The 22,529-nt window shown below is 33.8% G+C and carries 19 protein-coding genes; 10 read left to right on the top strand and 9 right to left on the bottom strand.

The genetic code is table 11. The features are described 5' to 3' along the window. The first annotated feature begins 76 nt into the window (after positions 1-76). Positions 77-1,315 carry a metal-dependent hydrolase family protein gene (locus tag MRU_RS01020; protein ID WP_012955011.1) on the top strand — a complete coding sequence of 413 codons (1,239 nt, stop codon included), beginning with the start codon at positions 77-79 and terminating at the stop codon, positions 1,313-1,315. A gap of 128 nt (positions 1,316-1,443) precedes the next feature. On the opposite strand, the gene MRU_RS01025 is transcribed toward MRU_RS01020, so the two are convergent. Then, the gene (locus MRU_RS01025) at positions 1,444-1,692 is read right to left on the bottom strand and encodes a hypothetical protein (protein WP_012955012.1); all 249 of its coding nucleotides are present in this window, start codon (positions 1,690-1,692) and stop codon (positions 1,444-1,446) included. Between the two features lie 211 nt (positions 1,693-1,903). Here MRU_RS01025 and MRU_RS01030 point away from each other — a divergent pair, with 211 nt between their 5' ends. Next, the gene (locus tag MRU_RS01030) at positions 1,904-2,110 is read left to right on the top strand and encodes a heavy-metal-associated domain-containing protein (protein ID WP_012955013.1); all 207 of its coding nucleotides are present in this window, start codon (positions 1,904-1,906) and stop codon (positions 2,108-2,110) included. A gap of 193 nt (positions 2,111-2,303) precedes the next feature. Continuing rightward, complete coding sequence (locus tag MRU_RS01035) at positions 2,304-4,784, top strand: heavy metal translocating P-type ATPase (protein ID WP_012955014.1); 2,481 nt, start codon at positions 2,304-2,306, stop codon at positions 4,782-4,784. A gap of 222 nt (positions 4,785-5,006) precedes the next feature. On the opposite strand, the gene MRU_RS01040 is transcribed toward MRU_RS01035, so the two are convergent. Then, positions 5,007-6,485 (bottom strand): TrkH family potassium uptake protein, encoded by a 1,479-nt coding sequence (locus tag MRU_RS01040; protein WP_012955015.1) that lies wholly within the window; start codon positions 6,483-6,485, stop codon positions 5,007-5,009. Positions 6,486-6,866: 381 nt separating this feature from the next. On the opposite strand from MRU_RS01040, the gene MRU_RS01045 reads away from it, so the two are divergent. From MRU_RS01045 to trpA, 7 genes are all read left to right on the top strand, one after another. Continuing rightward, entirely contained in the window at positions 6,867-8,522 is a 1,656-nt protein-coding gene (locus MRU_RS01045; protein WP_012955016.1) for an anthranilate synthase component I family protein, read from the top strand. Then, positions 8,519-9,145 (top strand): anthranilate synthase component II, encoded by a 627-nt coding sequence (locus MRU_RS01050; RefSeq protein ID WP_012955017.1) that lies wholly within the window; start codon positions 8,519-8,521, stop codon positions 9,143-9,145. The genes MRU_RS01045 and MRU_RS01050 overlap by 4 nt, the downstream gene beginning before the upstream one ends. 119 nt (positions 9,146-9,264) lie before the next feature. Next, complete coding sequence (trpD, locus tag MRU_RS01055) at positions 9,265-10,272, top strand: anthranilate phosphoribosyltransferase (RefSeq protein ID WP_012955018.1); 1,008 nt, start codon at positions 9,265-9,267, stop codon at positions 10,270-10,272. A gap of 68 nt (positions 10,273-10,340) precedes the next feature. After that, positions 10,341-11,117 (top strand): indole-3-glycerol phosphate synthase TrpC, encoded by a 777-nt coding sequence (trpC, locus tag MRU_RS01060; protein ID WP_012955019.1) that lies wholly within the window; start codon positions 10,341-10,343, stop codon positions 11,115-11,117. A gap of 53 nt (positions 11,118-11,170) precedes the next feature. After that, a complete protein-coding gene (locus MRU_RS01065; protein WP_012955020.1) occupies positions 11,171-11,824 on the top strand; it encodes a phosphoribosylanthranilate isomerase in 654 nt (217 codons plus the stop codon). 172 nt (positions 11,825-11,996) lie between these two features. After that, complete coding sequence (trpB, locus tag MRU_RS01070; RefSeq protein WP_012955021.1) at positions 11,997-13,181, top strand: tryptophan synthase subunit beta; 1,185 nt, start codon at positions 11,997-11,999, stop codon at positions 13,179-13,181. A 49-nt stretch (positions 13,182-13,230) separates the two neighbouring features. Continuing rightward, positions 13,231-14,013, top strand: a complete 783-nt coding sequence (gene trpA / locus MRU_RS01075; protein WP_012955022.1) for a tryptophan synthase subunit alpha — start codon at positions 13,231-13,233, stop codon at positions 14,011-14,013. Positions 14,014-14,382: 369 nt separating this feature from the next. On the opposite strand, the gene MRU_RS01080 is transcribed toward trpA, so the two are convergent. The 7 genes from MRU_RS01080 to MRU_RS01110 all read right to left on the bottom strand — a co-directional run bounded on the left by MRU_RS01080 (position 14,383) and on the right by MRU_RS01110 (position 22,418). After that, positions 14,383-15,771: an MFS transporter gene (locus tag MRU_RS01080; protein ID WP_012955023.1), complete on the bottom strand. Its 1,389-nt coding sequence runs from the start codon at positions 15,769-15,771 to the stop codon at positions 14,383-14,385. A gap of 184 nt (positions 15,772-15,955) precedes the next feature. Further along, positions 15,956-17,320: an MATE family efflux transporter gene (locus MRU_RS01085; protein WP_012955024.1), complete on the bottom strand. Its 1,365-nt coding sequence runs from the start codon at positions 17,318-17,320 to the stop codon at positions 15,956-15,958. An 85-nt stretch (positions 17,321-17,405) separates the two neighbouring features. Then, entirely contained in the window at positions 17,406-17,855 is a 450-nt protein-coding gene (locus MRU_RS01090; RefSeq protein WP_227717042.1) for a MarR family winged helix-turn-helix transcriptional regulator, read from the bottom strand. 189 nt (positions 17,856-18,044) lie between these two features. Then, a complete protein-coding gene (gene ung, locus MRU_RS01095; RefSeq protein ID WP_012955026.1) occupies positions 18,045-18,728 on the bottom strand; it encodes a uracil-DNA glycosylase in 684 nt (227 codons plus the stop codon). Between the two features lie 106 nt (positions 18,729-18,834). Next, positions 18,835-19,566, bottom strand: a complete 732-nt coding sequence (locus tag MRU_RS01100) for a flavodoxin family protein (protein WP_012955027.1) — start codon at positions 19,564-19,566, stop codon at positions 18,835-18,837. 68 nt (positions 19,567-19,634) lie between these two features. Then, the gene (locus tag MRU_RS01105) at positions 19,635-20,978 is read right to left on the bottom strand and encodes a GNAT family N-acetyltransferase (RefSeq protein WP_012955028.1); all 1,344 of its coding nucleotides are present in this window, start codon (positions 20,976-20,978) and stop codon (positions 19,635-19,637) included. A 411-nt stretch (positions 20,979-21,389) separates the two neighbouring features. After that, the gene (locus MRU_RS01110) at positions 21,390-22,418 is read right to left on the bottom strand and encodes a Fic family protein (protein WP_012955029.1); all 1,029 of its coding nucleotides are present in this window, start codon (positions 22,416-22,418) and stop codon (positions 21,390-21,392) included. Positions 22,419-22,529 lie beyond the last annotated feature (111 nt).

The following is a 22,529-nucleotide window of genomic DNA, read 5'->3' on the forward strand; positions in this document are numbered from 1 at the left end:
AATTCTATTTTTTTTTAGTTTCCTAATAAGTTATTCAGATTATTTTATTTGTAAAATTTATTAATGAGGTGATTAAATGCCTTCTTTATACATTAAAAACGTAAATATTATAAATCCATTCAGTGAAGAGCCTCTAGATGAAAGGCATGTCCTAATCAAGGACGGCAGAATCGAATCCCTTCATGCAGAGGAGTCTGCATTATATGCCAATCATATAGTCTTGGATGGTGAGGATAATTACCTCCTTCCAGGCTTTATAGACTCCCACGCTCATGTCATGGCAAACGGGTTTCATAAAGAGGATACAATGAAAAATCCACTTGCATTGCACTTTTACAATGCTATAGAGAATATGAAAGCTACAATTGATGCTGGGGTAACAACTGTACGTGACACTGGACTTGCAGATATTGGAGTAAAGATGGCACAGGAAAGGAAGATATTCCCTGCTCCAAGATTAAACATTTCCATTAAGCCATTGGCTATCACTGGAGGTCATTTTGACTTTTATCTCAATTCAGGCTTTGATATGGAACTTGCATATCCTGGCTTTCCAATCGGTACCTGCGATGGGGTGGAGGATGTCTTGAAGAAAACCCGTGAGGTTATTAGGGCTCGTGCTGACTTTATTAAAATCATGGCAAGCGGAGGAATTCTATCTCCTAATACAAGCCCTGAATTTGCACAGTTCAATAAAAAGGAATTGAAGACAATCGTCTCTGAGGCTGAAAACTATAACCTTAAGGTAGCTGCCCATTGCCATAGCTTAGAAGGAATACAAAGATGTGTAAAGGCTGGAATCAAGTCCATTGAACATGGTACTTTCATTGATAGAAAGACATCAGAGCTATTGGCTAAAAAGAGAATCTACCTTACTCCAACCTTAATCGTTCATCAAACCCTTATTAAGGAAGGTTTCCCTGTTTGGGATAATTTTGCAGATGATAAGGTTAAAAAGCTTAAGGAAGTCGTTAAGATTCAAAAGGAAAATATCGAAACAGCTTACCAGTGTGGGGTTAAGTTCCTGATGGGCTCTGACTGTGGTGTGATTGACCATGGAAGAAACCTTGGAGAGTTAAAGCAATTGGTTGATATTGGACTAAGCCCTCTTGAGGCTATTCAAGCCGGAACAATAGAAGGTGCTAAATTCTTCAATCAAGAGAATGACTTGGGATCCATTGAAACAGGTAAGATTGGTGATGTTATTTTAGTTAAAGAGAATCCTATTGAAAATATTGGGTCTTTAGTTGATAATGATAATATTTTAGCTGTAATTCAGGATGGAAAAATACTTAAGGATAAACCTATCTATTAAAATACTCTTAAAAATAGTTTATTTATTAAAAAAGTTTTTATAAGTGTTTATAAACTAAAAATTAGTAATTTTATTTTTTAAAAAAAGAGTAAAGAGATAATAAAAAATATTATCTCTTAAAAATTCATTTATTTTTTAAAAAGGCCTTTTATTTTGCTTAAAACACCACTAGCAAGAAGACCTATGGCGATATCATAGATTTGTTCAGCTTGTGCTGCATCAACACCTAATTTTTCTGCAATTAAGTTAACAATAGTATCTTTGTTCTTATTTCCAGCTAAAAAGGTGCTTTGGAAAATATCGTTGACTTGGCCACCTTGGTCTTCACTTAAGTTAGCTTGTTTCATAATTTCTTGAATAAAATCTGCTTCATTCATAATAATAGTTTTGTCTTTTATAGTATTAATATTAAACTGTTTTATATTCAATTATATTTTACTTCTTTACTTATTTTCCCTTGTTTTAATTAGATGGCGATTTTAAAGAGTTTTTTAGGTTTACCAAAACTATATATTATATGTCGATATAAATAAATTTATACAAAGAAAATTTATTTATGAAGTTGATAAATTTTTAAAGGTGATAAATATGGCAGAAAAAGAATTAAATGTTGTCGGTATGCACTGTCCTTCATGTGTAATGGCTGTTGAACTTTCCATGAAAGATTTAAATGGTGTAGACGACGCTAAAGCAAGTTTAGACACTAACTCTGTAACAGTAGAATATGATCCAGACAAAATTACTGATGCAGACTTAGTTGGCGCTGTAAAAGAAGCAGGATTTGATGTAGAATAAGTAAGATAATAGTTAAAAACTTTTTTTCTTATTTTTTTATTTATTTTACTTTAATCTTTTTCTTTTTTTATTGGAATTTTATTTTTCAAAGGTTGATTTTAGAATTTTCTAATTTTTTTAACTATTGTTATAAGATATCTAATTAAATATTTTAAATTATTAAATGATTATTAAGAATTAAAGGAAGACTTATATGGCTCAAAAAGAATTGGATATTCCTGTAGATGGCATGCATTGTTCCTCTTGTTCCCTTCTAGTTGAAAAGTCGCTAGGTAAGCTTGATGAAGTGGAATCCATCAATGTGGACCTAAACACCAATAAGGCCCATATGGTGTTAAAGGATAATCTCTCTCCAGAAACAATCGATAAGACAGTTGAATCTGTGGGATTTACCGTTCCAAAGGAGGAAGTGGTCATTCAGATTGCTGGAATGCATTGTGCCTCTTGCGTGAACAATGTTGAAAAGTTCCTTCCTCGTGTAGATGGTGTGGTTGAGGCAAATGCCAATCTTTCCAATCAGAAGGTTACCATCACATACTATAGGGACATGCTCAATCTAAAGGAGATTCAAAAGACAATCGAAATGCTTGGATTCGAATATATCGGCCTTGACGGCGAACTGGACATAATGGATGAAGAGGAAAGGTATCAAAAGGACCTTAGAGGCAAACTATATAGAATCATAGTAGGTCTGGTCTTTGCCGGTATACTTATGGCAATTATGCATTTCCATATTACAATTCCTCCATTGACTATGGGACAACTCTCTTTAATCATAGCTATTTTCCCATTCTGTTATGTAAGCATGCCTATCTTAAAGGCTGGATGGAACTCCTTCAAGCATAAGAACCTAGATATGGATGTAATGTATTCAATGGGTATTCTTGTGGCATTTGTATCAAGCGTATTAGGTACATTCAATATAATTCTCGACTCAAGTTTTATGTTCTATGAATCTGCAGTGATGTTGCCTTCATTCCTCACTATAGGACGTTATCTTGAGGCAAGAGCAAAAAGGAAAACCTCATCATCAATCAAGGAGCTTATTGGCCTTCAGCCAAAAACAGCAACATTAATTACAAGTGATGAAGAGGGCAATAGCATAGAAAAGGAAATAGATATTGAGGATATCAATATTGGAGACATATTGCTTGTAAAGCCTGGTGAAAAGATACCTGCAGACTCTATTGTAGTTGACGGTGAAAGCTATGTTGATGAGGCTATGATTACAGGAGAACCGGTTCCTAAGCTTAAAAAGGAGGGAATCGATGTTTTCTCAGGTACAATAAACCAAGATGGTGCATTAAAGATAGAGGCTCAGAAGATTGGGTCTGAAACTGTCTTATCACAGATCATTCAACTTGTTGAAAAGGCACAAGGGTCAAAGCCTCCTGTTCAAAGGCTTGCAAATAAGATTGTCAGCTGGTTTATACCTGTTATCCTTACAATTGCTATAGTCGTATTCTGTCTATGGTACTTTGTAGCAGGTGCAGGCTTGTTGTTCTCACTAACATGCCTTATCTCTGTTCTTGTAGTTGCATGTCCATGTTCCCTTGGCCTTGCTACCCCTACAGCAGTTACCGTTGGGGTCGGTAGGGCAGCAGAATATGGTATACTAATCAAGAATGGAGAAACCTTGGAAAGCTCTAAGGATGTTGATGTATGTGTATTCGATAAGACTGGAACCATTACAGAAGGCAAGCCTGAGGTAGCAGACATTGAAACATTTGATATGGCTGGTGACAAGTTCCTTCAAGTCCTATCAAGCGTTGAGAATAATTCAAATCACCCTATTGCAAAATCCATTTTAAACAGATTTAAGAGTGATAATCTTAAATTAACAGAGGAAGGCAAGGATGATTTGGCTTTACTTGAAGTAAGTGACTTTGAAAACATAACTGGTAAAGGTTTAAAGGCTAATGTGGTAGTGGATGAAAATAATTCTTCAGTTCTCGCCGGAAACCTTAAACTTATGGAATCAGAAGGTGTGGAAGTCACAGATGAAGTATTAGATAAGTTCAATACCTTTGTGTCCGAAGCAAAAACAACCATTGTAATGGCAATAGATGGCGAGATAAAGGGAATAATCACCTTAATGGATAAGATAAAGGATAACTCCAAGTCAGCTATTGATGAGCTCCATAAGATGGGCATAGAAACCTATATGCTTACAGGAGACAATGAAAAGACAGCTTCCACTGTAGCAAATGAAGTAGGCATAGATAATGTTATAGCAAATGTTCTTCCAAACGACAAGTTGGATAAGGTTCAAGAGCTTCAAAAGGAAGGAAAAAGAGTCTTGTTTGTTGGTGATGGAATCAATGATGCTCCAGCTTTATCCCAAGCAGACGTAGGTGTGGCTATGGGAAACGGTACCGACATTGCTATGGAAAGCGGTGATATTGTTATTATGGAAGGAGACTTAGAAAACGTTGTAGCTTCCATACAGTTCTCCAAAAAGGTAATGACAAGAATCAAGGAAAACCTTTTCTGGGCTTTTGCATATAATATGCTCTTGGTTCCAGCAGCTGCAGGTTTGCTATTCCTATTATTTGGAATAGTATTTAAGCCAGAATGGGCTGGACTTGCAATGGCATTAAGTTCAGTGACTGTAATCAGCTTATCATTGTTATTAAAACGTTATGTGCCTCCAATAAAAAGGAATAAGGTTTAATAATTTAAAAAATTATTTTTTTTTGATTTGATTAGGCTTATTTTTTTAAATTCTTTAATTCATTTTTATTTTTTCTTTTTTTAGTTTTTTTTTTAATTCTTAATTTTCATTTTTTATTTTTCTTTTTTTAGTTTTTTTTTTAATTCTTAATTTTCATTTTTTATTTTTCTTTTTTTAGTTTTTTTAATTTAATTTAACTTTAGTGCTCTCTACGGATTCTAATTAATTAGGCTTAATTTTCCTCATCATTCTCCTTTTAACAAATCTTAAACTTTGGTTAAATGTCTCAAATCCTATTTGGATAGTTAAAAGTATAGGAATTATCTCCAGTCTTCCTAGCCACATTAAAAATATCAACACTACCTTTGGAATAGTGCCAAGCTCTCCGCTGATTATTCCTGTGCTTAATCCCACATTACCTAAAGTGGACACCACATCAAATAAAGTATTGAATGGATCATTTGTATAATAAGTCATTATTATCCAAGATATGGCTAAAAAGAATATATAAACTGCCATATATGAAGATGCCTCTTTCATTTCTCCTTCATTTATTGATTTTCCAGATATCTTGATCTTTACAAACCTTCCAGGAGAAACTATATTTGTCACAGCAAGATGTGTGCTTTTTAAGAGTGTAATTACTCTAACAAGCTTTATAGCACCTACAGTGGAACCTGAAGAACCACCCATCAGCATCAAGACTATTATGATTATCAGTGCAGGGGGAGCCCATGCTGCCATCTCACTTGGAGGGGCAATGTTTGCTCCTGTTGTTGTAATTGCAGAAACGACATGGAAAACCACATCCATAGGAGCAAGTTTTGTAATGATTGCAATTGCTATTGCACTAAGTATGATGCTTACAATCAATAGTTGGAATTGTATATCCTTTAATATGGCTTTTCCTTTTGTTTTAGCCATTTTATAATGGACTGTAAAGCTTGTAGCCCCTAATATCATTAGAAAGATAGTGATTATATAAACAATATCATTTTGGTAGAATCCGATATTTGCATTCTTTATTGACATTCCTCCGGCGGATATTGTAGTGAATGTCAGATTTATGGAATCAAAGAGGGGAAGTCCTGCTATAAGATATAAGATGACCCCTATAACGGTATAAATGGCATATATCTGCATTGTTTTTTTAAGGGTATTTTTTATATTTGGCTTTATTCTATCTTCCCTTGCTTCAGACTTGTATAGCTTGAATGCAGAAGTTCCAGGCTTAATGAGTAGGCTTATGAAGATGATTACCACTCCAAGTCCACCGATCCATTGTTCCACACTTCTTAAAAATAGTATTGACATAGGCAAGGATTCAACATCGCTGAACATGGTCAATCCGCTTCCGGTCCATGCAGAGATATTTTCAAAAAAAGCGTCTACGAATGAGACATCTAAAATCAGCATCATGATTATTGCTCCAACAAGACCTGCCCATAGCCATGATATGCTTGATATGATCATCCCATGCTTGAATTTAAGTTTGTCATATTCTCTGAATCCTTGAGAAAAAATAACTCCTAATATGATTGAAATTAAAGGCGGAATTACTCCATAAACATAATTGAATTCTCTATAGAATAAGTCGATTGGCAGAGGAAATAGCAGTATTGCCCCTATGCCGATCATGATGTATCCAAGATAATGTAAGATAATTTTAATATCTTGCTTTGATAGGTATTTTATTCTCATTAAACCCACCTTCTTTAAATTCAATCTTAAATTACCAATAATATAAATAAAGTTAGGCATTATTGTATTTATATTAGGTATGAAGTATTTTGAAAATTTTAATAATTACCATTTATAAGATTTATTCAAGTAATATTTAAATTTTTTTATTTATGCATATTCCGATAATTTTTTTTGAAAATATGTCATTATAATGTATATTTTTGTACAACAAAGATTTAAATAGTACATTATACATAATAAAATATACATTATAAAAAGATATAAATTAATGTTTAAGTAAGATTTTAACATTTATTTATTTATCAAAATTTTTAAAATTTATTTATCTACTAAAATTTCTAAAATTTATTTATTTATCAAACAAAAGGAGATTAAGAAGTGTTTTACCCCAAAATAGAAGAAGTAAAGGAAATAGCAAAGGATGATTCGTATAAAAGAATCCCAATAAGCTATGAAATATTTTCAGACACTAAGACTTCAATAGAAGTCTTAAGAAGACTTAGAATCTTAAGCAACCATTGCTACATGCTTGAAAGTGTAGAAGATTCTAAAAATTGGGGTAGATACAGTTTTCTTGGATTCAATCCTATCCTTGAGTTGACTTGTCAGGATGGAGAACTGGTCATTAAAGGAAAATCAAGCTTCAGTGATTGTGGAATTGAAGATGAAAAAGATAAATGCTTTAGCATAAAAACTGATAATCCTGGAGAATATATTAGAGAAATAATAGAAGAAAACAAATCTCCAAAGCTTGAAAACATCCCTCCATTTTCAGGTGGGCTTGTAGGCTATTTCTCATATGATTATATCAAGTACAGCGAACCCTCACTGATATTGGATGCACAGAATCAGGACGCCTTTAAGGATGTTGACTTGATGCTCTTTGATAAGGTAATTGCATTTGACAACTACAAGCAGAAGATAGTTGTAATCGTTAATATGAAAGTAAACGATGAAGATATGCTAAAAAATGAATCAATCGAGGAAAACTATCAAAAAGCCTGCAATGACATTAAGGACATAGTGAATATTATAAAGGCAGATAATATAGTGGATCTCTTGAATGACGACTTTAAAGACCAGCTAACAAACAAGAAGACAATCAAGTCATTAGAGGAAATGAAAGGACTAAAAACCTTAGAGGAATTGGACAGATGCAGAAAGGAAATTACCAAACACCTTCCGATTGAACTCAAGTCTGATTTCAGATATCTCTTTTCAAAAGAAGAATACTGTGACATGGTGGAGCGGGCAAAGCATTACATAAGAGAGGGAGACATTTTCCAAGTGGTTCTTTCAAACAGAATAGAAGCAGACATTGAAGGAAGCTTGTTTGATGTATATAGGGTTCTTAGAACAACAAATCCTTCCCCTTATATGTTCTATTTCTCCAGTGATGATATAGAAATAGCAGGTGCTAGTCCTGAAACTCTTGTAAAGCTTGTAAACAATCAGGTTTACACCTTCCCTCTTGCTGGAACCCGTCCAAGGGGAAAAACAGATGAAGAAGACAGACAACTGGAAGAGGAACTGTTGGCAGATGAAAAGGAAAGAGCAGAGCATAATATGCTTGTCGACCTTGGAAGAAATGACATAGGCAAAATAAGCCAAATAGGCTCTGTCAAGGTAAACAGATATATGGATATAGTAAGGTTCTCCCATGTGATGCACATAGGATCAACTGTAGAGGGAATTTTAAGGGAAAATTATGACTATCTATCCACAATAGATTCAATCCTACCTGCTGGAACCTTATCTGGAGCCCCTAAGATAAGGGCATGTGAGATAATCAATGAGCTTGAAGACAATAAAAGAGGAATCTATGGTGGAGCAATTGGCTATATTGACTTAACAGGCAATCTGGACACTTGCATTGCAATAAGGATAGCTTTTGCAAGAGACAATAAGGTATTTATCAGATCAGGTGCAGGAATAGTTGCAGATAGCGTCCCCGAAAGCGAGTTTGTAGAATCTATCAATAAGGCACAGGCAGTTATGGATGCTTTAAGATTAGCAGATGGAGGGATAGAATGATTCTATTAGTAGACAATTATGACAGTTTCGTTTATAATTTATATCAATTCATTGGAGAGGCTTTAGCAAATATAAAGGGATACGATTTAGCCAGCAAAGGAGATTTGTATAAAATCTATGAAGAGATTAAGGTAATTCGAAATGATGAAATGACTGTAGAGGAACTAAGAGAGTTAAATCCAGATTATATTATCCTATCTCCAGGTCCAGGCAAACCTAAGGATGCAGGAATCTGTAAGGATATTGTAAAAGAGTATATTAATTCAGATGTTCCAATTTTAGGTGTATGCCTTGGCCATCAAGCCATTTGTGAAGCCCTTGGCACCAATATCATACATGCCAAGGAATTGATGCATGGAAAAACCTCTATTATTGAATTGGATGAGGATAAGATATTCAAGGACATTTCAGACCCAATTCAAATAGCACGATATCATTCCTTGGCTGTAGAGAATGATAGTTTGTCTAATGATTTGATTGTATTGGCAAGAACAGATGATAATGAGATAATGGCGGTAAGGCATAAAAATGCTAATATTTATGGTCTGCAATTCCATCCAGAGTCTGTATTGACTCCTGAGGGATTAAAGATAATAGAGAATTTTTTAAATATTAAAAATTAGATTTAGATGTTTTTTCTTTTAAATAAAGTTAAAAATAAAGAATTTTAAATATTTTTATTGGATAGAGTTTAATTTTATGAATTTTAAATATTATTAGAAAAAGTTAAAAAAGGGATTTTATGATTAAAGAAGCTATTTTAAAAGTATACAAAGATGAAGATTTGACTTATGATGAAGCTTATGCAACTATGGATGAAATCATGAGTGGTGAGGCAAGCGAGGTTCAAATGAGCGCTTATCTGACTGCCATGTCTATGAAAGGAGAAACAATTGAAGAAATCACAGCATCTGCTGAAGCCATGAGGGCTCATTGTGTAAGATTATTAAATGATGAAGAGGTTTTAGAGATTGTAGGAACCGGTGGAGACGGTTCAAATACATTCAACATATCAACAACCTCCTCTATTGTCATTTCCGCAGCAGGAGTTCCTGTAGCCAAGCATGGAAACAGATCGGCTTCAAGCAAATGCGGTGCAGCGGATGTATTGGAAGAGTTAGGAGTCAATATTCATATAAGTCCTGAAAAAAGCTTAGCATGCCTAAAAGAAATCAATCTATGTTTCCTGTTTGCTCAAAACTATCATCTTTCAATGAAATATGTTGCAGGGGTAAGAAAAGAGCTTTCAATCAGAACAATATTCAATATTTTAGGGCCATTGACAAGCCCTGCAGGGGCTTCAATGGAAGTCTTGGGAGTTTATGAAAGGGAGCTTATAGAGCCTCTTACCGATGTGTTGAAAAATCTTGGAGTAAAGTCTGCAATGGTTGTCTATGGATTGGATGGAATGGATGAAATCTCTGCAAGCGATAAGACTGCAGTATGCGAACTTAAGGATGGAAAGACAAGAACATATGAAATTTCCCCAGAGGATTTCTCTATGGATATTGCATCTAAAGAAGACCTTGTTGGTGGAGATGCAAATGAAAATGCAGAAATCACATTGGCTGTTCTAAATGGTGAAAAGGGACCAAGAAGAAATGCAGTTTTATTAAATTCAGCTGCAGGTCTTTATGTTGCAGGTAAGGTAGATTCCATAGAAGATGGAGTTAAGCTAGCAGAAGAGATAATAGATTCTGGAAAAGCCTTAAATCAGCTTGAAAAGTTCATTGAAGTTACAAACAGATAATTGTTATTAGAGATTGTTTCTAAGTATTAGGGATTGTTTTTAAATCATAAACTGAACAGATGATTTTTATGTTAAAGAAGATAGTTGCTAAAACTGAAGAGAGATTAATTGAAGCTAAAAAGATTAAATCCTTAGATAAGCTAAAAGAGGAAGTATCAAAGTTAGAAATAAATAATGAATTCCCTTTTAAAGAAGCCTTAAAAGACCCTGAAATTGCTATCATTGCTGAAGTTAAGAAAGCATCTCCTTCAAAAGGATTAATTGCCGAAGACTTTGATTATATCAAGATAGCAAAGGAATATGAGCAAGCTGGAGCTTCTGCAATATCAGTCCTAACAGAGCCATATTTCTTCCAAGGATCCAACGATTTCCTAAAGGAAATTTCTCAAAATGTATCAATTCCTCTTTTAAGAAAGGATTTTACCATTGATGAGTATATGATATATGAAGCAAAGATATTAGGTGCTTCTGCCATCCTTTTGATTGTTTCAATACTTGATAATGTTCAATTAAAGAATTACTTGGATTTGGCACATGATTTAGGTCTCTCCGCAATTGTTGAAACCCACGATGCAGATGAAATAAGAACTGCAGTAGATGCCGGTGCAGGGATAATTGGAGTAAACAATAGAAATTTAGCTGATTTTACAGTAGATATTGAAAATAGCATCAGATTAAGAAGTCTTGTAAGCGATAAGATCCTATTCATTTCCGAAAGCGGTATCAAAACAGCTGAAGATGTAGGCAGACTAAAGAAAAACAATGTGGATGCAGTTTTAATCGGTGAAACTTTAATGAGAAGTGATGATAAGAAATCTATGATTTTGGAGTTGAAGAATGGTTAGGATTTAAAAAAAATGCATAATTTGATATTTTGGATTGATTTTGGAGTTGAAGAATGCTTAAACTTAAGATTTGTGGACTAAGAAGAAAAGAGGATATAGATATTGTAAATAAATACAATATTGATTATATAGGTTTCGTATTTGCAGGCAGTCCTCGTAAGGTATCATATGAGCAAGCTAAAGAATTATCTGCTCTTTTAAGAGAAGATATTATTCCTGTAGGTGTATTTGTAAATGAACATATGAAACTTATTGTAGACTTATACAAGGAAGGAATAATCAAGATTGCTCAGCTTCATGGAGATGAGGATGAGGATTATATAAAGAACCTAAAAGCTAAATCATTAGAGCAAACTGGCCATGAAATACCAGTTATTAATGCAATTGAAATCAATAATGCTAATAATTATGATAATTTCAATGATAAGTTATTGGAGTGGCGAGATTCAGTATCTGACTATTTTATCTTAGACAGTGGCAAAGGCTCTGGAAAGACATTTGACTGGAGTCTTCTTGATAAAAATAGCGAATTTTTTAAAAATTCCATCTTTTTAGCTGGTGGTTTAAACAGTGAAAACTTAGACTCTGCTATAAAAGAGTTCAACCCATATGCAGTTGACTTAAGCAGTTCAGTAGAAACAGATGGCTTTAAGGATGAAGAGAAAATCAAAGAGATAGTTGAAATTGTAGAAAGATATAGAAATTAATTTTATATTTTGATATTGTAAATGATTAGGGAGATTAATCTTAATTTTGATATTGTAAATAATTATGGGGATTAATTTTATAATTGTTTAAAATCTAGATAAATATAGAGATAAATTTTAATGATTAATAATTCTTATCAAATAATCAAAAGTATTCAATGGAGAAAGAAATATGAGTAGAGGTCGATTTGGAGTTCATGGTGGACAATACATGTCTGAAACCTTAATGAATGAACTTCTTAACTTAGAAAAACAATATAATCATTTTAAAGAAGACCCTGAATTTATAGAAGAGTTAAACACTCTTTTAAAGGAATATGCAGGAAGGCCTTCTTTATTATACTATGCAAAAAGAATGACAGAGGATCTTGGAGGAGCAAAGATCTATCTAAAGCGTGAAGACTTAAACCATACTGGTGCACATAAGATAAACAATGTTCTTGGACAGTGTCTGCTTGCTAAAAAGATGGGCAAAACCAGAGTGATTGCAGAAACCGGTGCAGGTCAGCATGGTGTTGCAACAGCTACTGCTGCAGCCTTATTGGACATGGAATGTGAAGTCTTTATGGGTGAAGAGGACACAAAGCGTCAAGCATTGAATGTATTCCGTATGGAACTTCTAGGAGCTAAGGTTCATACAGTAACAACAGGCTCTAAAGTCCTTAAGGATGCAGTAAACGATGCTTTTAGAGAATGGATTTCAAGAGTGGATGACACCCATTATGTAATAGGTTCCACTATGGGTCCACATCCATTTCCAACTATAGTTCGGGACTTTCAGGCAGTGATAAGTCAGGAAATGAAAGAACAGATTCTAGAGCTAGAAGGCAAGCTTCCAAATATGGTTATTGCCTGTGTCGGTGGAGGAAGCAATGCGATGGGTTCATTTTACAATTTCCTGGATGATGAGGAAGTGGAGCTGGTTGGAGTTGAAGCTGCAGGAAAGGGAATAGACACTGAATACCATGCGGCTACAATTGCAAAAGGAGAGCTTGGAATATTCCATGGAATGAAATCCTATTTCTGCCAAGGCAATTATGGTCAGATTGCTCCTGTATATTCAATATCAGCAGGTCTTGACTATCCTGGAATTGGTCCTGAACATGCCTATTTGCATGATATAGGAAGAGCAAAATATGTCTCAGCTACCGACGATGAGGCAGTGGAAGCCTTTGAATACCTATCAAGAACGGAAGGAATCATTCCAGCAATAGAATCCTCCCATGCAATAGCCCATGCAATGAGGGTTGCAGGAGATATGGATAAGGATGATATAATCATCATTAATGTTTCAGGTCGTGGAGATAAGGATGTGGCAGCTATTGCCCGATATAAGGGAGTTGAATTATACGAATAATTGTAGGATATCGAACTACATTAATAAATGAATGTTTAAGGGTGATAAGATGGAGAAAGATATAAAGATTAGCGATGCATTTAAAGATGGAAAAGCTTTCATCGGATTTTTAACCGCTGGAGATCCTACAATTGAAAAGACAGTTGAATATGTGCTGGCAATGGAAGAGGCAGGTTGCGACCTTGTAGAGATTGGAATTCCTTTCTCAGACCCTGTAGCTGAAGGGCCAGTCATTCAGGAAGCAAATATAAGGGCACTATCAAACAATACAAACACTGATGATGTCTTTGAGGCAATAAGACAAATAAGAGAAAAGTCAGATGTTCCTTTAGTATTTCTAACTTACATCAATCCAGTGTTCTATTATGGATATGACAAGTTCTTCAAAAGATGCCAGGAACTTAATGTCTGTGGAATAATATCTCCAGACCTTCCATATGATGAAAAGGATGAGATATTGGAGGTAACAAAGAAATATGGTGTTGATATAATTAGCCTGATTGCACCTACTTCAAAGGAACGCATACAAATGATTGCAAGTGAAGCAAGTGGATTTATCTATGTTGTTTCATCATTAGGAGTCACTGGTATGAGAAGTGAGATTAGGACGGATTTAAAATCAATAATTAGTGATATAAAGGAAGTTACTGATGTTCCAACAGCTGTTGGTTTTGGTATCAACACTCCAGAACAAGCTAAAAATATCTCAAAAGTTGCAGATGGTGTTATTGTAGGGAGTGCAATTGTTAATATTATTGCAGAGCATGGGGAAAATGCAAGAGAGCCTCTTGCAAATTATGTTAAATCAATGAAAGATGCTATTTCCAAGTAGCTTCTTTCAATATTTTTTATACTATTTTTTCTTTTGTTAGGGTTTAATATATTAAACCTTTATAAACATTTTTTTATACTATTTTTTTTGTTAGGGTTTAATATTTTAAACTTTTATAAACTATTTTTTTATACTATTTTTTTTGTTAGGGTTTAATATTTTAAACTTTTATAAACTATTTTTTTATACTATTTTTTTTTGTTAGGGTTTAATATTTTAAACTTTTATAAACTATTTTTTTATATTCTTTTTTGTGGTGGATAGGGGAATAAAACAGTTACGAATTATCCTCCTTTTAATTATTATGGTTTGCTGGCGTTTTTTTAAGGGTTAATTTGATGTTTATCATAGCAAATTAACCATTCTTTATTATTGATTGGCCTTCATAGTAGCTATCTGCTCATCACGGCCTTTTAATCTTAAGGTGAATGCAAATGCAATCAGTGCAACTATTGCAGCTATGATAAGACTGACCTGATAGCCTAAAATTCCTGTAAATGATGCGATTATTCCTCCAATCAGGGCTCCTCCTATCAGCTGTCCTGCACTTGATAGCATATTTACTATGGCTTGGCCTGCTCCTCTTTCATATGGCTTTGCTTCGGTGAGGACTATATATCTTAACGGCGCTCCTATTATTGTTACAAGTCCCACTCCAATAAGGCATCCGGCTATTATGAAGAATATTAGATTGCTTGGATAGATTGCAATTGCAATAAGCCCTATTGCAAGAATCATTGTTCCCATTGCCATAAGCTTCTTTGAGCCTGTTTTATCCAGGATTTTTCCAAGAATCGGTGCTGCAACTGCATTTGCTCCAAGTATTGGAATCAGCATAAGGCTTGCAAGCTGGTCGTCCAATCCCATTGAAAGGATTACCAGTGATGGTATGAAAATTGCTGAAGAGTAGATTATTCCATAGCATAAGGTTTCTATGCATGCAATTGATATTTCCTTATTCTTTAGCATATGGATTGGCACGATTGACTCTTCGGCTTTTTTCTCTACCTTTAGGAATATTGGGATTAGAATTATGAATATTACTAAGAATGGAAGTACATTTAGAGAGAGTAGGCTCGCTATAAAATTGCTTGAGTCTATTTGATTAAGCCCGTAGGATAAGAATATGGCTAGCAAGCTTAATATTAGTATTCCTAAATAGTCTATCTTTAGTTTTCTATCGTTATCTGAGTCTGGCAGTATGTACCATGCAAAGATAATTAGAAATATTGCAATTGGAATGTTTATTGTAAAACACCAGTTCCAGCCATAGGGGATTAATGCTGCTCCTACAAGAGGCCCTCCTATTGCTGATATTCCAAATACGCTTCCAAGAATTCCCAATGCCTTTCCTCTCTCTTCCAATGGGAATCCGTCTCCTACAAATGCCCCCGCTACTGGGAATATTCCTCCACAGCCGAATCCTTGTATGAGTCTGCCTAAAAATATTAATTCTATGCTTATGGATGCTGCTATTAGGCAAGATCCTATTCCAAAAAGAAGAACGTCAAGGATGAATATCTTTTTTCTTCCATAGAAGTCTGAAAATTTGGCCATTACTGGAGAACCAATCATGAATGTGATTACAAATAATGTAAATATCCAGCTTGATTCTCGGCTTGTCAGATGGAAGCTCTGTTCGATTGAGGGAAGGACAGGTCCAATTATTCCTGTGTCCAATGAGCCCATGAATACGCCTATTAAAAATAGAATGAGTATTAAGTTGCGTGTTCTTGTGTCTAGTGTTTTACCTTGCATATTATTAATTTTTATATTTGCTTTTAAATAGTTTTTCTTGAATTGATTTAGTTTGGTGGTGGTTTTTATTGGTTGGTTTGGTGGTGGTTTTTACATGTTTCTTTTTTTAAGAGTGGGTTCTAACTGTATGGAATAAAATTTTGGTCAAGGTTTTTTGAGACCGAAAGTCTCAAAAAAGCTTGAGTTATGTGCCAAAGTTCTCTCTAATCTTCTTGATTGTAAATCTGGCAAATGTGAAGTTTAATATACTTGCAGTTATTCTTCCTATAGCAAGTCCAGTCCAGATTCCAACCAATCCCCATCCTAGAACTATTCCAAGGATGTATGTTGCGCTTACTGTAAATATTACCTCTCTTATTATTGTCCACATGAGGCTGATTGTTCCCTTTCCTATTCCTTGGTATAGGAAGCTTGAACACATTCCAGCTCCTGTCAGTGGGAGGCATAAGCTTGCTATTCTTAAGAATTGGGTTATTTCAGGGACTAATGGTGCAGTTTCTGGAGTGTATGCAAATATTGTTGCAAGCTGTGGAGCAAAGGCTATAAGGATTATTGTAACTGCTGTTCCAAAGGCTATTCCAAACTTAGCGCCGTAAATATGTGTTCTTGATAGGTAATCTCCGTTTCTTGCTCCATAGGCGCTTCCTGCTACTGCTGCCACTGCGCTTCCTATTGATGTTAGAGGCATTATTGCAAATAGGTATAGCCTTTGACCTGATGTGAATGCAGCTATGCCGAATTCTCCTCCTATTGTTGAGATGAATATTAGATAAAGACTGACAGCTAGTGACATCATGAACATGTCCATTGAAGCAGGAATTCCTACTTTTAGAATGTCCTTTGCTATATTTGAATCGAACTTGAAGTTCTTTAGCTCCACATGGACCCAAGTGTCTTTCTTTATAAGTATCCAATACATTATGACTATGGCTGAACCTGCAGAGCTGACTATAGTTGCAAGGGAAGCTCCTGCTGAGCCCATACCTAATGTGTAGATGAAGATAGGGTCAAGGCATGTGTTTAATATTACAGATACAATTACTGCATACATTGCCCTTTTCATGTCCCCTTCTCCACGGAGAATTCCGCTTCCTCCATTTGCAAACATGAATGTGAAGAGTCCTAGAAATAGGGGGCTTCCGTATTTTAGTCCTTCAGCTAGAGATTGTCCGCTTGCTCCATATGTTCTAAGGAGAGGTTCTTGGATGAAGAGGAATATGATTGTTAGGATTATTGAGGCTATAAGGAATATCAATAGGGCATGGGTGGCTGACTTGTTTGCTCCTTCGTGGTTTTTAGCCCCTACAAAACGACTTATGCTGCTTGTTGCACCGCTTCCAAGACCTACGCTTACACCGTTTAGTATCATGAATATTGGGGTTACAAAGCCTATTCCGGCAATTGCTGCCTGGCCTAAGCCTGCTACGAATATTCCATCGATTATGTTATATGATGCGGTTAGGAGCATGGAAATCATGATTGGAATTGCCAGTTTCTTAACTGCTATCTCCGGTGCTCCTCTCATTAGCTCTACATTTTCATTTGCCATTTTAATCCCTATCTGTAATAATGTAATTATGATTTTTCTTATTTTTAAAGAGTAATTACTCTTTTTTATCTTTTTAAATGAAGATTTATTCTTCTTTTAGTATTTCTTCTGTTTTTCTAGCTATCTTTCTTAATTGATTTTTTGTTTCATCATCTAGTTTGTCTATTCCAACAGCTTCTTCCCAGCTTGATAAATCTTCTTCTAATAAAATAGCTAGTTTTTCTCCTTCTTGTGTTGTTTTAAGAATGTATTTTCTTCTATTGTTTTGGTTAATGATTCTCTCTACATATCCCTTATCTTCCAACTTTCTAAGTGCTTTTGCTATTGTTCCTTTGCTTTGACCGAATATGTTTGCAAGATCATCTTGGGATAAATTCTTTCTTTTGTGTATCTCCATTAGATAGCGACCCTCATGAACCATGTCTATATGGTTAGGGTTTTTTCTTGCATATCTTAGTTTATTTTGGGATATGTGGTGTATTAATGCAATAAAAGGCATTGAATCAAATTTATCTGGGTGTTTGCTTTCTTTCATGGTTTAATCACATTTTGCTTGGTTTTTTAATATGTTTCTTGGGAAACTGTTTACTGATGAACGATTTTTCTTATATTATTCTCTTTTGTTTTCATTTTATATAAATGTTTCCTGGGAAACTGTTTATCGATGAACAATATTTTTTTTTTAAAACCAATCGTTATTATGTATTGTTATTTAATATTTTCATTATATCAAAGTGGTCTGCACATTTTTTATTTGCCAATCAATCTCTTCTAAGCCCTTGTCCTTTAGAAATTCATTAGCTAACTTGAAATGATTGCATCCAAAAAATCCTCTTCTTGCTGAGAATGGTGATGGGTGGGAAGAAATTAGTACTAAATGATTAGGATTTGTAATGAGTTCTTTTTTTAATTCTGCCTGTTTTCCCCATAATAGAAAAACGATAGGGGAATCTTGTTGGTTTAATATTTTTATTACATTGTCTGTAAATGTCTGCCATCCGCATTTGCTATGGGAGTTGGCATTTCCTTCCTCCACTGTAAGGACTGTGTTTAGAAGGAAAACTCCTTGCTTTGCCCATGATTCAAGGCATCCTGAATCTGGAATTGGATAGTTGTACTCTTCTTTAATTTCCTTAAAGATGTTTTTAAGAGATCTTGGGATTGGATGGCCTTCAGGGGTGGAGAATGCAAGGCCATGGGCCTGTCCCTTTTCATGGTATGGGTCTTGGCCTAAAATTACCACTTTTACATTGTCTAATGGGCATAACTTAAATGCATTGAAGACTTCTTCTTTAGGTGGATAGATAGTTTTTGTTTTGTATTCGGCTTCTACAAATTCCTTTATCTTTATGAAGTAGTCTTTATTGAATTCATCTTCCAATGCATTGTCCCAATCGTTTCCAATCATAAAATCACTTGAATCAATCTTTTTATTATAATTTATAGGGTTATTGGTTAAATTATAATTAATTAATTTTTTTTTAATTAATTTTTATTTTTATAATTTAATTTATTTATTTAATTACTTTTTTCATCATGGCAAAGACTATTTTAGCAAATATTCCTTTAAAGAATCCTAATTTTACATTTGGTGCAAAATCATAATTTACAAGTCCGGTTGCTTCCCAATATTCCTTATCTGCTTTTATTGGATCTTTACTTACTGCCATTGCTCTCCAAACATTGTAAAATACAATATCCATAAATTTAGGGGAGTGGAGTTTTTTGGAGCTAACGTCCTTTTGGAACTTCTGCGCTGTCTTATTTATCTCTTCTGTGTTTATTGTGTCTTTTCCGCCGCAGGCATAAGTTATCTTATGGTTCTTATTAAATCCCCAATGTCTAAGGGTTTCATCCATATATTTGGCTACATTCTTATGACCTGCCCCTGCAGTTGATACTATGATTAGAGCTTTCTTATCAAAGAATTCTGGTCTGTGGTAGATATATGCAGTATGGTCAAAGAAGTTCTTTATAAGTCCTGTGACATTCATAGCATAAACTGGGCTTGTTATTATGAGTCCGTCAGCTTCTTTTATCTTTTCTACGATTGGATGTACTGTTTCAAAGTGAGGGCATTTATCTTCCCCTTCCATTATGCATTTAAAGCAGCCATTGCACATTGGTATTTTTGTTTTCATTAATTGAATCTCTTCAAATTCACCTTCTAGGTTTGTTTTAGCTTGCTTTACCATGGCCCATGTGTTTTTCTTCCTTGGGGAACCGTTAATAATTAGATATTTCATATTTTCACATCCTTTATAAGTAATTCATAAATCTTAGTTTGCTAATTGTTTTATCATTATCTTTTTATTCATTCCAACTGTCCTTCTTGAACCCTCTTTTGCTTATACTCAAAGTTTTCATCAAATTTATCTACGTCATCTTGGCTGACGTTAAAGACTTTTGGATTGTAGAAGATTCCTCTGTCGTAGTCCTTGTCTTTAAAAAGGTCTTTAAATATTCTTATCATGAAGAATGGATTTTCCTCGCTTGTATCTGTTCCCTCCAGAAATAGATTGTATTTAGATGCGCTTTCAAATCCAAATCTGTTATAATAGTTCTCATCCCCTATTACAAAGACATATGGAATGTTCTTGTTTTTTGCAAGTCTTAAGGTATGCTTTATCAATCTGAATCCATATCCCTGGTTTTGGTATTTTGGATTGATTGCTATTGGGCCAAGAACAACTGCTTCCTCATTCCAATCGTTTATCTTCTCCATTCCTTGATTGTTTTTCTTATAAAGGTTCAGATTTCCCTTAGAATAGTTTATATGTCCTATTATTTCATCATCTTCCTCTATAATGTATGCCAGGTCCTTTATGAAGCTTGGGTCTTCTCTTAGATTGTAGACGATAAAGTGTTCATAAGCTCCTGGACGATATATGTTCCAAAATGCATCTCTTACAAGATTTTCAACTTTTTTGTAGTCCTTTTCCTCTTCCAATCTCATGATTTCTGTTTCTAATTCTTTGTTTTCTTTATCGTGATTGGAGGATGGATTGTTTTTATTATTGTCTATTTTAGATTCTTCATTGTTTATTTTAACTGAGTTAAATATTATCTTCATATGATCGGTTGTTCTTCTTTCGAAGTCCTTTAGGAACTTTTCATCATCTTCAGGATAGTTGAATATGAAATGTTCATATAATAGGAATATTCCATATGAATAGAAAGATTCTGCAAGCTGTTTGCTGTTTGCATCTTTTCTTATGATTTCTTTTTCTTTCATTAGATTGAACAGCTCTTCCCAACCTTTTATTGCATAGTCAATGATTCCTTCCTTTACAAAAGCCTTCATCTTTTCATTGTGATACGATCCTACCAGAAATATTCTTGTGATTTTCATCATTCTCTCTTCAGAGAGTTTTGATAGGAATCTGTCGCTGCCCTGCTTATAGAAATATTCAAATCCTAAATCCAGATTGTCGTTGGATTGCATAATAGGAGCTTCTTCCTTTAGCATTTCGCTGATATAATAGTTTAATATTGATTCCAATATTGCTTCCTTGCTTTGGTAGTGGTTATAGATTGAGCTTTCCTTTATTCCTACTTCTTTGGCGATTTGTCGTATGGATGTGTTTGTATATCCATATTGGGAGAATAAATCAATTGAAGAGTCAAATATCTTTTCTTTTGTATTCTTTTTAGCCATGTTATTCCCTTATTATTCTTAAAATCTTTTTTGCTTGTTTTTTGGTCATTTTGAAACTTTTATCATTCTAAATTTTAACTAACACTTGTTAGTTAACTCTATATGGTATTTTTGACTTTTTAATTTATAAAACTAACGATTGTTAGTTAAATATTTGATGCTTTTGACTCTTTCATAAAAAACTATGGATTAGTATAATTTTTAAAAAGGTTCAAGATTAATTGATTTTAAAATAAGTTTTAAAATGGCTAAAGAGAGTATTTAAAAAGAAAAGTTGAAATATTGTTTAAGGGGTCCATTAATCTTTCTAATTATTTTTAATTATTCTTAATTCAATTTACTAAAAGGAGAAATATGGATGCGAAGTTTCTTCATTTTTTTAACTTATGAAAAATAAAAAATTAGTTTTAACTATTTAAATATATAAACAGTGCTTCTGCCTTTGCCTTTTGACTTAATCAATCCTTTTTTAACTAATTCATTAATATAAAAATGGGACCTTTGGGCAGATAAGTTAAGCAGATCCTGAACTTCCTTATTTTTTATGGAATTGTTTTTTTCAATAAACTCCAATATTTTAATCTCTTTTTCGTTTAATTTAATTTTGCCATTCATTTTTATATCAAAACGGGATATGCTTTCAATATCCTTTTTAACATTGGATAATGAAACTAAAAATCCTGTGGAAAAATATTCTAGCCATTCAGTTAAATCTTGAGACTTATCTGCAGATTGCAATGCATTGTAGTAGGATTGCCTATCCTGATTATAATATTCATCAAGGGAAAAATATCTTTTTATGTCAAAATCTTTTAAAAGAAGTATTAAAGTAGCTAATGCTCTTGCATTTCTTCCATTGCCATCTACAAAAGGATGAATTCTAACGAATTCATAGTGGAAGATTCCTGCAAGAATGATTGGATTTAAATCCTCTTGAACGTCTGCCCAATCCAATAATTCCCTGATTAAATAAGGAACTTTAATAGGGCTTGGAGGCACATAATTAAGTTGGCCTGTTTTTATATTCCCAATTACTACTGGAGAATCTCTGAATTTTCCTGCCATATTAGGATCTTTAAGGGTTCCTTCAGTGATATTTTTATGAATATCTAAAATAGTTTCTTCATCAATTTTTTCATAGTTATCTAAATTTTCAAGTGTTTTAAAGTAATTTAAAACTTCTATTTCAGATTTATTTAATTTAAGCTCATCTAATTTATTTTCCTGTTTTAAATTAAATAATTTTGTTACTTGTTTAAAATCCAATGGATTTCCTTCAATGGATGTTGAATTATAAGAAGATGTGATTATTGCTTTATTTCTTAGTAAAATGTCATAGGAAGGCAAAATTTGGGAATTCAAAATAAATTCCTTGATGGTGGAAATTTCCATCAAATTATTGATGATTTTATTGGTATATTGAAACTTTGCATCAAACATTAAAGGCCTCCTAATAATTCATATCTGTGTTTATTATAATAAATTATCTAAATTATTATATATAAATTATGCATCAGAATTTAAAAAATATATTTGTTCGTGGCTTGATGA

Origin of the sequence: Methanobrevibacter ruminantium M1, assembly GCF_000024185.1 — an archaeon.
GTDB classification, from domain to species: Archaea; Methanobacteriota; Methanobacteria; order Methanobacteriales; family Methanobacteriaceae; genus Methanobrevibacter; species Methanobrevibacter ruminantium.

What these genes read in the sequence shown, in the direction of transcription:
- MRU_RS01020 (WP_012955011.1), top strand. Translation starts at nt 77, where the DNA reads ATGCCTTCTTTATACATTAAAAACGTAAATATTATAAATCCATTCAGT.
- MRU_RS01025 (WP_012955012.1), bottom strand. Translation starts at nt 1,692, where the DNA reads ATGAATGAAGCAGATTTTATTCAAGAAATTATGAAACAAGCTAACTTA.
- MRU_RS01030 (WP_012955013.1), top strand. Translation starts at nt 1,904, where the DNA reads ATGGCAGAAAAAGAATTAAATGTTGTCGGTATGCACTGTCCTTCATGT.
- MRU_RS01035 (WP_012955014.1), top strand. Translation starts at nt 2,304, where the DNA reads ATGGCTCAAAAAGAATTGGATATTCCTGTAGATGGCATGCATTGTTCC.
- MRU_RS01040 (WP_012955015.1), bottom strand. Translation starts at nt 6,485, where the DNA reads ATGAGAATAAAATACCTATCAAAGCAAGATATTAAAATTATCTTACAT.
- MRU_RS01050 (WP_012955017.1), top strand. Translation starts at nt 8,519, where the DNA reads ATGATTCTATTAGTAGACAATTATGACAGTTTCGTTTATAATTTATAT.
- trpD (WP_012955018.1), top strand. Translation starts at nt 9,265, where the DNA reads ATGATTAAAGAAGCTATTTTAAAAGTATACAAAGATGAAGATTTGACT.
- trpC (WP_012955019.1), top strand. Translation starts at nt 10,341, where the DNA reads ATGTTAAAGAAGATAGTTGCTAAAACTGAAGAGAGATTAATTGAAGCT.
- MRU_RS01065 (WP_012955020.1), top strand. Translation starts at nt 11,171, where the DNA reads ATGCTTAAACTTAAGATTTGTGGACTAAGAAGAAAAGAGGATATAGAT.
- trpB (WP_012955021.1), top strand. Translation starts at nt 11,997, where the DNA reads ATGAGTAGAGGTCGATTTGGAGTTCATGGTGGACAATACATGTCTGAA.
- trpA (WP_012955022.1), top strand. Translation starts at nt 13,231, where the DNA reads ATGGAGAAAGATATAAAGATTAGCGATGCATTTAAAGATGGAAAAGCT.
- MRU_RS01080 (WP_012955023.1), bottom strand. Translation starts at nt 15,771, where the DNA reads ATGCAAGGTAAAACACTAGACACAAGAACACGCAACTTAATACTCATT.
- MRU_RS01085 (WP_012955024.1), bottom strand. Translation starts at nt 17,320, where the DNA reads ATGGCAAATGAAAATGTAGAGCTAATGAGAGGAGCACCGGAGATAGCA.
- MRU_RS01090 (WP_227717042.1), bottom strand. Translation starts at nt 17,855, where the DNA reads ATGAAAGAAAGCAAACACCCAGATAAATTTGATTCAATGCCTTTTATT.
- ung (WP_012955026.1), bottom strand. Translation starts at nt 18,728, where the DNA reads ATGATTGGAAACGATTGGGACAATGCATTGGAAGATGAATTCAATAAA.
- MRU_RS01100 (WP_012955027.1), bottom strand. Translation starts at nt 19,566, where the DNA reads ATGAAATATCTAATTATTAACGGTTCCCCAAGGAAGAAAAACACATGG.
- MRU_RS01105 (WP_012955028.1), bottom strand. Translation starts at nt 20,978, where the DNA reads ATGGCTAAAAAGAATACAAAAGAAAAGATATTTGACTCTTCAATTGAT.
- MRU_RS01110 (WP_012955029.1), bottom strand. Translation starts at nt 22,418, where the DNA reads ATGTTTGATGCAAAGTTTCAATATACCAATAAAATCATCAATAATTTG.